Here is a 12730-nt window from a genome sequence, read left to right on the forward strand (position 1 = left end):
AAATCCTTTTAAGGCAACATACTGGCAAATTGCTTTTCAACAGCCTTCGGATCTTGCTGAAATCCTGCAAATACTTGTTCAGAAACGGGATCAGGTTGTACATCTTCAATTTTCTGTTCTACTGCCTGCAAGGTAGCTTGAGCAATTTGAATGGGGGGTACTTTATCGAGGGGTACATTTTCCGCCATTGCCGTATCTACTGGGCCTGGGAAGACACCGACAACTAGCGTTCCTTGTTGAGCTAATTCTGCGCGAACTCCCTGTGTCAACGAATGTAATGCTGCTTTAGATGCGCTGTAAGAAGCGAGAAGCGGAACATTAACTAAAGATGCAATTGATAACAGATTGACAATTGCCCCACCACCATTTTGTTTGAGAATAGGAGCAAAAGCACGAATCATATTTAATGAACCAAAGTAATTGGTTTCCATTTCCCAACGCGCCGTTTCTAAACTGTCGCTGGCAAAAAAGCCACCCGCACCCGAAACTCCAGCATTATTAATTAGCAGATTTACGTCTTGTGCGTTTTGGGCGATCGCCGCAATTTGTTCAGGATTTGTTACATCCAGTGCTAGAGGTATAATCCTATCGGGAGCGATCGCTACCACTTGTTTTAAAGAATCTACATTACGCGCAGTGGCATAGATACGGCTTGCACCTGCTTGTACCAATGCCTGGATAAAAGCCTTACCAATTCCTCTATTTGCACCCGTAACCAATGCCACAGAACCATTGATATTCATAAAACCCTCTAGCGTTTGATGTACTATTTAGTGCTGACATCTTCATCATGATTGATGCCTAATTATTTGAGAAGACGGCAAAAAAGAATATGATTTATTCCAAATAAGAATGAAACTTAGCAATGGATCGTATTTCCTGCATGAAAACCTTTGTGCGGACAGTGGAAACGGGCAGTTTTTCCGCCGTAGCCAAAGAACTAAACACCACTCAACCCACTATTAGTAAGCAGATTGCCGCATTAGAGGAATATTTAGACGTTCAGTTACTTGTTCGCTCTACGCGCACTTTGAGTTTGACTGATGAAGGTTCCCGTTTCTACGAACACTGTCAACGGGTATTAGAGGCAGTGACAGAAGCCGAATCAAGTGTAGGGCAACGACAAAAACCTGGGGGAGTATTGCGGGTAGGTTGTCCTGTGGCTTTTGGTCAATTGCAAGTAGTACCACGGCTGAAAGCCTTTCTTGAGCGCTACCCAAATATCAAACTTGATTTGATGATGACAGATCACTTTGTAGACCTGATAGAAGAAGGATTGGATTTGGCAATTCGGATTGGCAAGGTGGAGGATACTTCACTGATTACACAACGCATTGGTATTACAAGGCGAGTCACAATTGGGCATCAATCATACTTTGAGCGAACAGGTGAACCGCAAACACCACAAGACTTAGTAAAACATAACTGTATTGTTTACACTCGCCTTGCTACAGGTAATGAATGGTACTTTCAAGGAACTCAAGGAGTCATCCAAGTCACAGTAAACGGTAACTTCCAAGCAAATAACTCTGCTGCTATTAGAGAAGCTGTGTTAGCTGGTTTAGGAATTGCTGTTTCTCCGGTTTGGTTATTCGGTGATGCACTACATGGCAGTAATCTGAAAATTATTCTCAAAGATTACCAACCTGTTCCACTACCCATTCACGCTGTCTACCGTCGAGGTCGATTTGTACCAGCTAAAGTGCGTTGTTTCATAGATTTTCTGGCTAATGAGTTTAGGCTTGACCCTTGGGTGTCAGATTACGGGCAATCTCCAGTGGTTGATTAACACAGCAGACTTTGCTTTTATTTTTTGTATAAATAAATACTATATTATTAAAAATTAATGGCTACAAAGGTCTTTTGAATATGAATAAATAAGGTTTGAAGTTACGTATACTGAGAACAAGTTAGTCAAAACTGTAAAAAAGCTTAAATTGATTTGAATCAAGAGGTTCTGGTAATTCTTTTGGTATCTTTATTTGCAATGCCTTCTGATTGAAGGATTTGGTTGACTCAGTGGGAGGAATGACTTCTTCGTATTCTACTTGCTTGCAATGCCTGCTTATCTAGCCTTTCACTCAAGTTTTTATGGTTTTAAATGTTCTCATTCGTCTCTTAATTGTAGATGAGCATCCTCCAATGCGAGAAGGATTATCAGCCTTATTAGAAAAGGAGGCAGACTTTCAGGTAGTTGGTTTGGCACAAAATGGAGTTGAAGCGATCGCTCAGTTCCGTAAGCACCAACCCGACGTATTGTTGATGGATCTACGAATGCCACAAATGGAAGGGGTAGATGTAATTAGTTCTCTACGGAGTGAGTTTTCCAATGCCCGTATTATCATTTTCACTACCTACGATGGTGACGAAGACATCTATCAAGCGTTACGTGCAGGAGCATATGGTTATTTGCTCAAAGATGCACCCTGCCAAGAATTATTTACAGCAATTCGCAAAGTATATCTTGGAGAAAAATATGTCATGTCATCGGTAGCACAAAAACTGACTCAACGCTTCTCTGAATCTGAATTGACAGAGCGAGAGTTAGAAGTGTTACGGCTGATGGTACAAGGTAAGAACAATCGTAAAATTAGTGAAGAACTGTGTATTGTCGAAGGAACAGTTAAGTTTCATGTACGAAACATTCTAGAAAAACTAGGAGCAAGCGATCGCACTCACGCGGTTACTATTGCTCTTAAGCGAGGTCTTGCTCGACTTTAATTTTCATCAATCGAATTAAATTTACCCATTTCTCACTAAATCAATTTAAGAATAGCTTTTGTAAATAATACTAGCCATTAGCTAGATATACAAAAAATAAAATTTCCAAACTGCTCTGAAAAATTAATTTCAGGGCAGTTTGTTTTAGAGGAAATTACATTTATAGAAAACAGACTTAATACTTTTTGTGAGTATATTATGATTCTTTTATACCTTTATGTTATCTCAAAACATTTCTACCTCAAACGATTGCTTGCAATGAACAAAAAGAAATTTTAATTTCGTTATTCTCAAAATAACGAACAATGGTGTTTATGGCTTACGAATCCTGGTCACAAGTTGTAATTCGCACAGTTCTAGAATGGGAAAAACGTAAAGCCGAGTTAAAATCCACCTTGGCTATCCCAGAGAAGAAAACAAAATCTAAAAGCAAAACTGCTTAATAACGATACTCAATGGTTGTAACAAAGTTGCCATCTACACATATTTTTTTAATGCAGCCATTGAGTATTAATTTTTTATCTTGGGCGTTAAGCTCTTGCCAATAACTTTTATTAGCAAAAGCCTGGATAATTCGCTCTTTAGCTATGAGTGATTGTTTGGTAGTATTATTGATTGTTCCTAGTGCGATCGCAATCTGTTCCTTCAGGTCATTTTTGATTTGTTCAATAGCTGAACTTGGTGGTAAAGTTTCCAAACTATTCAATGATGCGCGGAGCGTTTTCACTTCTGGTGGTTCCTCTACAACAGGTTGCTCATCTGTTTCCACCAAGTTTGCCAACCGTTCGGCTTCTTGTGCTAATAAATCAACTACCTGTATATCCAATACTTTTGATGAAATCATATTTTTATTGCTACAATTACCAGCTTTGTACAAACGGCACTGATAATAATAGATAGCTTGCCCATTCTTATCTACCCGTTTTGCATGGCGCGTCATTGAACCACCGCAATAACTACATTTAATTAACTTAGAAAATGGGTTCACTTCATTATCTTCTCTTGCAGCCCATCGATTATTACGATTTTCTCGGATAATCTGTTTTACCCTTTCGTGTTCTTCACAGGTAATTATTGCTTCATCATCATGAGTTCCCCATTTGACCTTCCACTCATCAAAATGTTTTCGCTTTCCCTTTGATTTAGCATAAGTATCAAAAGGCAAACCACCCGCATAAACAGGGTTGACTAATAATGCTTTTAAACCTGGAATTGACCATCTTAAACCAGACCAAGGATAACGCCAGGGATGATTAGTTTTATTGGGTGCAAAGACAATTTTATCTAAGTCATCATCACTGACGATTCGTGAAGATTGTTCCTGCTTGTGCCAATTTAAAGCTTTTGTTTCTATACCAAAATCTGAATGCAACTTACGAACAGTAGCCGCAACTGAACCACACTCAAAAAAAGTTTTGAAAATATATCTTGCTACGTCCGATACAGTTAATTCGATTTGTCCAGCTAACAAGCAAACGCATGGTGAATTATCGCGGACATATTTATCTTTATCGATACGGTATCCCAATGGAGCAATTCGGTGACTTTTTCCTTGGTTTACCCGATGACGGCGTTCACTTTTTAATCTCTCCGTTACCATTCTTACCTCAAATTTTGCAGCAGCAAGTAACATATCAATTGTTAATTCCCCACCAAGGCTGTCTGGGTCAACTCCTTGGTCTAGAGCTATCAGTTTAATTTCTTTGGAACGCAACACCTCCAATAATGAGTAAAACAACCGTGATGATGAGCCAATCCGGTCAATGCGGGTAAATTGCAGAGATTTTACCTTACCCTTTGCGGATGTCTGCAAATCATGAATTAATTGTTGTAGCCCTTCCCTGACCTCGGTAGTCCGCGATTGAATATCCCAATAGACTTTGGAACATCCCGCATTACGCAGACGTTCTACTTGCTTTCGCAAAGCACCTTTATCTGTTTGTTGTTCCTCACTGCTGACTCTGGCGTAACCCCATATTTCCATAGCAACACCACAACTTTCATCATCGTTTGATTGCATATACTTCTATTCACAGAAGTTTTCCGAACAACTGCAAAAACATCAGGGTGAAATCTTAGGGGTATAAAGATGAGTGTTATTTATCTTGATAATAATGCAACTACTAAGGTAGACCCAGCAGTTGTAGAGGCAATTATGCCTTACCTGACAGAGTTTTACGGTAATCCTTCCAGTATGCACACCTTCGGGGGGCAACTAGGGAAAGCAGTAAGAACAGCCAGAGAACAAGTTGCAGCCCTGTTGGGTGCGGATGAGTCAGAAATTGTTTTTACCAGTTGTGGAACGGAAGGTGATAATGCTGCAATTCGCGCCGCATTGTTAGCCCAACCCGAAAAGCGTCACATCATTACCACACAAGTAGAGCACCCCGCAGTCTTAAATGTCTGCAAACAATTAGAAACCCAAGGCTATACTGTTACCTATCTATCAGTCAATCGTCACGGTCAATTGGATCTAGATGAACTAGAAGCCTCCTTGACTGGTAACACCGCCTTGGTGACAATTATGTACGCCAATAACGAAACCGGGACTATCTTCCCTATCGAAGAAATTGGCAAACGTGTGAAAGAACGCGGCGCAATCTTCCACGTAGATGCGGTGCAAGCAGTAGGTAAGATACCTCTGAACATGAAGACCAGCACCATAGATATGTTAACTATGTCTGGTCACAAAATCCACGCACCCAAAGGCATCGGCGCTTTGTATGTGCGTCGAGGTGTGCGATTCCGTCCCTTACTGATTGGTGGACACCAAGAACGTGGTCGCCGTGCAGGGACAGAGAATGTACCCGGAATTGTTGGTTTAGGTAAAGCCGCAGAATTGGAACGGCTGCATATAGAAACAGCGATTAAGAGAGAGACAAGACTGCGCGATCGCCTAGAACAATCCTTACTCGCTAAAATCCCCGACTGCGAAGTTAACGGTGACATTACGCAGAGATTGCCCAACACCACCAATATCGGCTTCAAATACATAGAAGGCGAAGCTATTCTGCTCTTGTTAAACAAATATGGCATCTGTGCGTCGTCTGGTTCGGCTTGTACCTCTGGGTCGCTGGAACCATCCCACGTCCTCCGGGCAATGGGTTTACCATACACCACCCTCCACGGTTCGATTCGCTTCAGTCTTTGTCGCTACACTACAGAAGCTCAAATCGATCGCGTCATCGAAGTCATGCCCGAAATTGTCGAACGTCTCCGCGCCCTTTCCCCCTTCAAAAATGACGAAGCGGGTTGGTTGCAAGCCCAAGAACAAACATTGGCACATCGTTAATTAGATTAGGGAATGGGGAGTAGGGAGTAGGGAGTGGGGAAAGAGTTTACCAATTACCACTCTCCTTCCGAAAAGAATTAGGGGATGGGGAAAGAGTTGGTTAATTACATCTTTCCTTCTGTTCACCACTCCCCACTGCCAACTCCCTACTCCCCGCCCCCACTCAGCACTTATCACTCAGCACTCGGAACTAAATATGTGGGACTACACAGATAAAGTATTGGAACTGTTTTACGATCCCAAGAATCAGGGAGTTATTGAAGATAATGGCGAACCTGGCGTGAAGGTCGCTACAGGCGAAGTAGGAAGTATTGCTTGCGGTGATGCGCTGAGATTGCACATCAAGGTACAAGTAGAGTCTGATCAGATTGTTGATGCCCGTTTTCAAACCTTTGGCTGTACAAGTGCGATCGCATCTTCCAGCGCCTTGACCGAAATGGTTAAGGGTCTTACCTTGGATGAAGCCCTGAAAGTTTCCAATAAAGACATTGCTGATTATCTTGGTGGCTTGCCAGAAGCCAAAATGCACTGCTCCGTGATGGGGCAAGAAGCTCTGGAAGCTGCTATCTATAACTATCGTGGCATTCCTCGCGCTGCTCATGATGACGATGACGAAGGTGCATTAGTTTGTACTTGCTTCGGTGTCAGCGAAAATAAGGTGCGTCGCGTAGTTATCGAAAATAACCTTACTACTGCGGAACAGGTAACAAATTACATCAAAGCTGGTGGCGGTTGCGGTTCCTGTTTAGCTAAAATTGATGATATCATTAAAGATGTAAAGGAAAAGAACGCTGTAACGAATCTCAACACAAAAGGCGTAAACCTTACTAAAGAAATCGCTAATTCTGGGCAGAAACGACCATTAACCAACGTTCAAAAGATTGCCCTAATTCAAAAAGTATTAGATGAAGAAGTAAGACCCGTATTAATAGCCGACGGTGGAGATGTAGAACTCTACGACGTAGACGGCGATATTGTCAAAGTAGTATTACAAGGCGCGTGTGGCTCGTGTTCAAGCTCTACCGCAACATTAAAGATAGCAATTGAAGCGAGATTACGCGATCGCATTAACCCAAGCCTAGTAGTAGAAGCAGTTTAGTCATTAGTCAACATTCAATGGTCATTAGTCAACAGAGAAAAATCAATACTTTGGACTATGGACTATTGACTCTGGACTTCATCAAGAACTTTTACAACCACATAACGAACCCATCATGAGTACCAATTCTAATGTGTTTTTTGTAGAGCGATCGCCTCCATTCGGCGACGTTCTATAAAACCCTCACAGCCATAGCTCAACAGGCGTGAGAACCAACGTAAAAAGACCACCAACTAACCAACCACTAGCAGGAAAGAACAATGACTGACGAAAATATTAGACAGATAGCTTTCTACGGTAAAGGCGGTATCGGTAAGTCTACCACCTCCCAAAACACCCTTGCAGCTATGGCAGAAATGGGTCAACGCATCATGATCGTAGGATGTGACCCTAAAGCTGACTCCACCCGTTTGATGCTCCACGCCAAAGCACAAACCACCGTATTACACTTAGCTGCTGAACGTGGTGCAGTAGAAGACCTAGAACTCGAAGAAGTAATGCTCACCGGTTTCCGTGGCGTTAAGTGCGTAGAGTCTGGTGGTCCAGAACCCGGTGTAGGTTGCGCTGGTCGTGGTATCATCACAGCTATTAACTTCTTGGAAGAAAACGGTGCTTACCAAGACCTAGACTTCGTTTCCTACGACGTATTGGGTGACGTTGTGTGCGGTGGTTTCGCTATGCCTATCCGTGAAGGTAAAGCACAAGAAATCTACATCGTTACTTCTGGTGAAATGATGGCGATGTACGCTGCAAACAACATCGCTCGCGGTATTTTGAAATATGCTCACTCCGGCGGTGTACGCTTGGGTGGTTTGATCTGTAACAGCCGTAAAACAGACCGTGAAGCCGAATTGATCGAAAACTTGGCTGAACGTTTGAACACCCAAATGATTCACTTTGTACCTCGTGACAACATCGTTCAACACGCTGAATTGCGTCGTATGACCGTTAACGAGTACGCACCAGACAGCAACCAAGGTCAAGAATACCGTGCGTTAGCTAAGAAGATCATCAACAACGACAAACTCACCATTCCTACACCAATTGAAATGGATGAACTAGAAGCACTGTTGATCGAATACGGTATCCTTGATGACGATACCAAGCACGCAGATATTATTGGTAAGCCCGCAGAAGCTTCCAAATAGGTAATACCGTAACTAGGAGATACGGAGACAGGAAGATTAGGGAGTAATTCCTCTTCCACTCTCCTTTCCCCTTCTCCATCTCCTCAAATATCCTTCTATTTCCCATTCATAAGAGTCACCGAGGCAGAGTATGACACCTCCAGAAAACAAGAATCTTGTAGAAGAAAATAAGGAACTTATTCAAGAAGTTCTCAAAGCTTATCCTGAAAAATCTCGCAAAAAACGCGAAAAACACCTCAACGTTCACGAAGAAAACAAGTCTGATTGCGGCGTTAAGTCTAACATCAAATCTGTTCCTGGTGTAATGACCGCTCGTGGTTGTGCTTATGCAGGTTCTAAGGGTGTGGTTTGGGGTCCTATTAAGGACATGATCCACATCAGCCACGGGCCTGTAGGTTGCGGTTACTGGTCTTGGTCTGGTCGTCGTAACTACTACGTTGGTGTAACTGGTATCAACTCTTTTGGTACTATGCACTTCACCTCAGACTTCCAAGAACGCGACATCGTGTTCGGTGGTGACAAAAAACTCACTAAACTTATCGAAGAACTCGATGTTCTATTCCCTCTAAACCGTGGTGTTTCCATTCAATCTGAATGTCCCATCGGTCTAATTGGGGATGACATCGAAGCTGTAGCTAAGAAAACTTCTAAGCAAATTGGTAAGCCTGTTGTACCCCTACGTTGCGAAGGTTTCCGTGGTGTATCTCAGTCTTTAGGACACCACATCGCTAACGATGCTATCCGTGACTGGATTTTCCCAGAATACGACAAGCTGAAGAAGGAAAACAGACTTGACTTCGAGCCAAGCCCATACGACGTAGCATTAATCGGTGACTACAACATCGGTGGTGATGCTTGGGCAAGCCGGATGCTGTTGGAAGAAATGGGCTTACGTGTAGTAGCTCAGTGGTCTGGTGATGGTACACTCAACGAGTTGATCCAAGGCCCTGCTGCTAAGTTAGTCCTCATCCACTGCTACCGTTCTATGAACTACATCTGCCGTAGTTTGGAAGAACAATACGGTATGCCTTGGATGGAGTTCAACTTCTTCGGCCCCACCAAGATTGCTGCTTCTTTACGTGAAATCGCAGCTAAATTTGATTCCAAGATTCAAGAAAACGCTGAGAAGGTAATTGCTAAGTACACACCAGTAATGAACTCTGTACTTGAGAAGTACCGTCCTCGTTTGGAAGGCAACACCGTAATGCTGTACGTAGGTGGTCTACGTCCTCGTCACGTTGTTCCCGCTTTTGAAGACTTGGGTATCAAGGTTGTTGGTACAGGTTACGAGTTCGCTCACAACGACGACTACAAACGTACCACCCACTACATCGATAACGCTACCATCATTTACGATGACGTTACCGCTTACGAGTTCGAGGAGTTCGTAAAAGCTAAGAAGCCTGATTTAATCGCTTCTGGTATTAAAGAGAAGTACGTCTTCCAAAAGATGGGTCTTCCCTTCCGTCAAATGCACTCTTGGGATTACTCCGAACCTAGCGATGGGGTGCAGAGGTCAGGGAAGATAAGGGTTTTTGTTGATGGGAGAAAAATGAGTCTATTTTTAGCCTAAATGCAGTTTGTACGTTTGATTAGGAACAATAGATTATTGCTGCTTGAGATAATATAGCTCTTATTGGTTCTGGTTTATGGGTTTTTGTTAGGTTTTGTTGATATTAAAACTGTAAAGTGAAAGACTATTTTAACAGAGGTTTTTTAGATTAATTTAGGGTATTATCTTCTTAAATAAAGCTACATAACTCTGTTATAATTCTATTCTTCTTGCTGATTGTGTCGATTCAGCCTCTTAACCTCTTGCAAAAAGCAGTATTCTCTAGCATCACTGCGTATCAAATCTTGTAAAACAGCTAAGAGAACTGCAACTGCTTCGTCTATCGGCCCATAAAATTCTTCAATATACTCCTCAATAGATGGGTCATCCCAATGGTATAAATCATTAGGACGCAAAATAGCCGCACTGCCATGAGCAATTTGGCTTCTGCGGTTATAAAACTTACTAAACCAATTTTTATGAGATTGAGGTGTTCCAAGAACTAGCTCTAGACGTTGTTTTAAAGTGCTACCAATTCCTTCTTTTCCATCAACAAAAAGTGCTTCAAGTGCTTGTGCAATCAGCAAAATAGTATCTAATATATTTGTTTGTTTACTAGTGATTCTAAGAATTGTAAATAGAGCTTTATGGTGTGGTTTTTCTGCTAAATCTAAAGAGTATGGCAATTCTCCTTCTAACCAATTCCATACAGTTTTAAAAGGCATTTGTTGTAGCGGAGGCCAGCCTCTATCTAAAGCATGAATAAAGGCAGATTCTAGTATAGAGGCATTCATTTCAGGAGGTTTTGGAACAGCAGATTTGATACCTGGTATTTTGTATAGTAAAGAAGAGCTTTTTGATTCAAAAGCATTAGTTTCTATATATTCTGCTGAGTAAAGTGCAATGCTACCTGGAAGAGCAATATTCATTGCCAGAAAAAGCTGTTGTATAAATTTCCCGATAACAATCTGGAGTACATTTTCTTCTGTCTCGCTAAATTGGTCATATTTTAACTGAAGTTTAAGGATACTATTAAGCATATGATATCCTAACTTCATTTGTTCATTCATGCGTTGGTAAAAGACTTCTTGATCATGTTCACAAATCTCTACTGCTTTTAAATACGCAATTACATCTGAAGCATCAATTTCAATTGAATAACTTTTTTGCTCTTTTTTGTACGGTATTACAGTCACGCCTGATGTTGACAATACATTAACTACCTCTTCCCAAAACTCACGAATGGTTCGATCATCGGTGTTTACAAAACTAGGGCCTATATTAGTAATCTTTATTTCAATTAATTGAGATTGCATATTGTAATGGATTTTTTTATTAATAATGTTAATTATAAATAATAATATCTCTTAATTAAGAAATATCGGAACCTCATCCCTATTTTGCCCTTATAGATAGCAGATTTGACCATAATGTAAATGATGAGCAATGCGATCGCACCAAGCACCCACTGTAAGCGATCGCAATTCCATTCAAAACAAAACCTGATTAACTTGCTGTTGAAGATTTGGGTTTAACTTCAAACTCAAACTGGAAACGGTAAAAGCAAACATCGAACTCAAGAAAAAAGTTGGTTTGACCGAGAATTAGCGGGATATTTGGACTACGCACCCATGCAAATACTAACTTGACTGCTGCGAAGTCTGCAATTTCAGCAGATGCAGATAAAGGCATAGCTGGCTGATTGCCAAGGTTTCCTGTTAATTGAATAATAGCGGGAGCGATCGCTCTGGGCAATGCTGACGTTTGCGCTTTGTAGCTAGAGTAGTCGAGATGATACGAATTAGGCGATAGCCAAAGGCTTAAGCGAAGCTTACCGCTTTTAATTTCTATGCTTAGGCTTTCATGCTTTTCTGTGTTGCTTATTTTAATAGTTCTGTCTGCTGATTATTTTGTATAAGGTGGGGATATTGCTTTTGAAGTTCAATGTAATAATTCACCAAAGTCTGCGGGTTGTGTCCATTTTCTTGAGATATCAAGTGGCGAATTTTACGTATTTGACTGATTGCTTCATCCTTCTTCGTCATCTTGCGCTCCAATTAACTCTAACGGCGTGACTAACGTGGGAACGTATAAACCCAGCATAACGTTCAGCCGTCGGATATGCCCAAATTTGTTAGCATTTGCCAAGTGGCGACAATTCCAAGTCAAGAGAAAATCACATTTATGGTACGAAGCCAGCGCAAGATGTAGTGCATCTCCGAGAGGATCACTAGGCATGAGATGTTGCTGAATATACACTTCAACAATTTCAGCAATTACAGTTTCGATGGGAACAAATGACAAGCCACTAATCAGTTCTATTGCTTCCTTCTTTCTGGGAAAGTTACCTCGATTGAGTTCATCCAGCACTGCAACGCTAGTAACTAGCTCATAGTTATTATTTGCATTATGCCACCATTCCTGTGTCCACTCCCGCCGTGCCACCATATCAGCTTCAGTACGTACCTCGTAATAAAAACTAGGAATAGAGGTTTCAATATAAACTTTTGGCTTCATTAGGCTAAGAAGTGAGATGAACGAAGGGCTTGATTATGTTTGACCATATCAGATATCTCATCTTACCGCTTTTAATTTATCCTGATACTTTGCCTAAATCTTAATGATTGCGCCTTAATAATACTAATTGACGAGATAGAGTGACGCACCAAGCAAACATCGAACTCAAGAAAAAAGTTAGTTTGACCGAGAATTAGCGGTACATTTGGACTACGCACCCATGCAAATACTAAGTTGACTGCTGCAAAATCTGCAATTTCAGCAGATGCAGATAAAGGTATAGCTGGCTGGTTGCTAAGGTTTGCTGCTAATTGAATCATAGCTTGCGATCGCGCTTTGTAGCTAGAGTAGGCGAGATGATACGATTAGGCGATCGCTTTGATATGCTCCGCCAAAGTACC

Annotated in this window: 14 protein-coding genes; 7 read left to right on the forward strand and 7 right to left on the reverse strand. The window is 41.5% G+C overall.

What is annotated here, in order from left to right; genetic code table 11:
- Window positions 1–8: 8 nt before the first annotated feature.
- Window positions 9–743, reverse strand: a complete 735-nt coding sequence (locus NSMS1_RS04780) for an SDR family oxidoreductase (RefSeq protein WP_224091582.1) — start codon at window positions 741–743, stop codon at window positions 9–11.
- Window positions 744–865: 122 nt separating this feature from the next.
- Here NSMS1_RS04780 and NSMS1_RS04785 point away from each other — a divergent pair, with 122 nt between their 5' ends.
- From NSMS1_RS04785 to NSMS1_RS35025, 3 genes are all read left to right on the forward strand, one after another.
- Window positions 866–1789: a LysR family transcriptional regulator gene (locus NSMS1_RS04785; protein WP_224091584.1), complete on the forward strand. Its 924-nt coding sequence runs from the start codon at window positions 866–868 to the stop codon at window positions 1787–1789.
- A gap of 302 nt (window positions 1790–2091) precedes the next feature.
- Window positions 2092–2721 (forward strand): response regulator, encoded by a 630-nt coding sequence (locus NSMS1_RS04790; protein WP_224091586.1) that lies wholly within the window; start codon window positions 2092–2094, stop codon window positions 2719–2721.
- Window positions 2722–3035: 314 nt separating this feature from the next.
- Window positions 3036–3164, forward strand: a complete 129-nt coding sequence (locus tag NSMS1_RS35025) for a hypothetical protein (RefSeq protein ID WP_263432560.1) — start codon at window positions 3036–3038, stop codon at window positions 3162–3164.
- Here the strand turns inward: NSMS1_RS35025 and xisF are convergent.
- The gene (xisF, locus tag NSMS1_RS04795) at window positions 3161–4705 is read right to left on the reverse strand and encodes a fdxN element excision recombinase XisF (RefSeq protein ID WP_224095107.1); all 1545 of its coding nucleotides are present in this window, start codon (window positions 4703–4705) and stop codon (window positions 3161–3163) included. The two genes, NSMS1_RS35025 and xisF, sit on opposite strands and share 4 nt — an antisense overlap.
- Window positions 4706–4810: 105 nt before the next feature.
- Here xisF and nifS point away from each other — a divergent pair, with 105 nt between their 5' ends.
- The 4 genes from nifS to nifD all read left to right on the forward strand — a co-directional run bounded on the left by nifS (window position 4811) and on the right by nifD (window position 9833).
- Window positions 4811–6013 carry a cysteine desulfurase NifS gene (gene nifS, locus NSMS1_RS04800; RefSeq protein WP_224091587.1) on the forward strand — a complete coding sequence of 401 codons (1203 nt, stop codon included), beginning with the start codon at window positions 4811–4813 and terminating at the stop codon, window positions 6011–6013.
- Window positions 6014–6209: 196 nt separating this feature from the next.
- Window positions 6210–7112 (forward strand): Fe-S cluster assembly protein NifU, encoded by a 903-nt coding sequence (gene nifU, locus NSMS1_RS04805; RefSeq protein ID WP_224091590.1) that lies wholly within the window; start codon window positions 6210–6212, stop codon window positions 7110–7112.
- A 260-nt stretch (window positions 7113–7372) separates the two neighbouring features.
- Window positions 7373–8260, forward strand: a complete 888-nt coding sequence (gene nifH, locus NSMS1_RS04810; RefSeq protein WP_224091592.1) for a nitrogenase iron protein — start codon at window positions 7373–7375, stop codon at window positions 8258–8260.
- 130 nt (window positions 8261–8390) lie between these two features.
- Window positions 8391–9833: a nitrogenase molybdenum-iron protein alpha chain gene (gene nifD / locus NSMS1_RS04815; RefSeq protein WP_224091597.1), complete on the forward strand. Its 1443-nt coding sequence runs from the start codon at window positions 8391–8393 to the stop codon at window positions 9831–9833.
- Between the two features lie 200 nt (window positions 9834–10033).
- Here the strand turns inward: nifD and NSMS1_RS04820 are convergent, their stop codons facing one another.
- From NSMS1_RS04820 to NSMS1_RS04840, 5 genes are all read right to left on the reverse strand, one after another.
- Window positions 10034–11128 (reverse strand): HEPN domain-containing protein, encoded by a 1095-nt coding sequence (locus NSMS1_RS04820; RefSeq protein WP_224091598.1) that lies wholly within the window; start codon window positions 11126–11128, stop codon window positions 10034–10036.
- Between the two features lie 190 nt (window positions 11129–11318).
- Window positions 11319–11567: a hypothetical protein gene (locus NSMS1_RS04825; RefSeq protein WP_224091599.1), complete on the reverse strand. Its 249-nt coding sequence runs from the start codon at window positions 11565–11567 to the stop codon at window positions 11319–11321.
- A 125-nt stretch (window positions 11568–11692) separates the two neighbouring features.
- Complete coding sequence (locus NSMS1_RS04830; RefSeq protein WP_224091600.1) at window positions 11693–11857, reverse strand: hypothetical protein; 165 nt, start codon at window positions 11855–11857, stop codon at window positions 11693–11695.
- Window positions 11841–12329 carry a type II toxin-antitoxin system VapC family toxin gene (locus NSMS1_RS04835; protein WP_224091602.1) on the reverse strand — a complete coding sequence of 163 codons (489 nt, stop codon included), beginning with the start codon at window positions 12327–12329 and terminating at the stop codon, window positions 11841–11843. Before NSMS1_RS04835 ends, NSMS1_RS04830 begins: the two co-directional genes overlap by 17 nt.
- Before the next feature lie 71 nt (window positions 12330–12400).
- Complete coding sequence (locus NSMS1_RS04840) at window positions 12401–12649, reverse strand: hypothetical protein (protein WP_224091604.1); 249 nt, start codon at window positions 12647–12649, stop codon at window positions 12401–12403.
- Window positions 12650–12730 lie beyond the last annotated feature (81 nt).

Origin of the sequence: Nostoc sp. MS1 (assembly GCF_019976755.1) — a bacterium.
In the GTDB taxonomy this organism is placed as follows: domain Bacteria; phylum Cyanobacteriota; class Cyanobacteriia; order Cyanobacteriales; family Nostocaceae; genus Trichormus.

Excerpts from the sequence above, each read along its gene's own strand:
- NSMS1_RS04780 (WP_224091582.1), bottom strand. The coding sequence starts at position 743 with ATGAATATCAATGGTTCTGTGGCATTGGTTACGGGTGCAAATAGAGGA.
- NSMS1_RS04785 (WP_224091584.1), top strand. The coding sequence starts at position 866 with ATGGATCGTATTTCCTGCATGAAAACCTTTGTGCGGACAGTGGAAACG.
- NSMS1_RS04790 (WP_224091586.1), top strand. The coding sequence starts at position 2,092 with ATGGTTTTAAATGTTCTCATTCGTCTCTTAATTGTAGATGAGCATCCT.
- NSMS1_RS35025 (WP_263432560.1), top strand. The coding sequence starts at position 3,036 with ATGGCTTACGAATCCTGGTCACAAGTTGTAATTCGCACAGTTCTAGAA.
- xisF (WP_224095107.1), bottom strand. The coding sequence starts at position 4,705 with ATGGAAATATGGGGTTACGCCAGAGTCAGCAGTGAGGAACAACAAACA.
- nifS (WP_224091587.1), top strand. The coding sequence starts at position 4,811 with ATGAGTGTTATTTATCTTGATAATAATGCAACTACTAAGGTAGACCCA.
- nifU (WP_224091590.1), top strand. The coding sequence starts at position 6,210 with ATGTGGGACTACACAGATAAAGTATTGGAACTGTTTTACGATCCCAAG.
- nifH (WP_224091592.1), top strand. The coding sequence starts at position 7,373 with ATGACTGACGAAAATATTAGACAGATAGCTTTCTACGGTAAAGGCGGT.
- nifD (WP_224091597.1), top strand. The coding sequence starts at position 8,391 with ATGACACCTCCAGAAAACAAGAATCTTGTAGAAGAAAATAAGGAACTT.
- NSMS1_RS04820 (WP_224091598.1), bottom strand. The coding sequence starts at position 11,128 with ATGCAATCTCAATTAATTGAAATAAAGATTACTAATATAGGCCCTAGT.
- NSMS1_RS04830 (WP_224091600.1), bottom strand. The coding sequence starts at position 11,857 with ATGACGAAGAAGGATGAAGCAATCAGTCAAATACGTAAAATTCGCCAC.
- NSMS1_RS04835 (WP_224091602.1), bottom strand. The coding sequence starts at position 12,329 with ATGAAGCCAAAAGTTTATATTGAAACCTCTATTCCTAGTTTTTATTAC.
- NSMS1_RS04840 (WP_224091604.1), bottom strand. The coding sequence starts at position 12,649 with ATGATTCAATTAGCAGCAAACCTTAGCAACCAGCCAGCTATACCTTTA.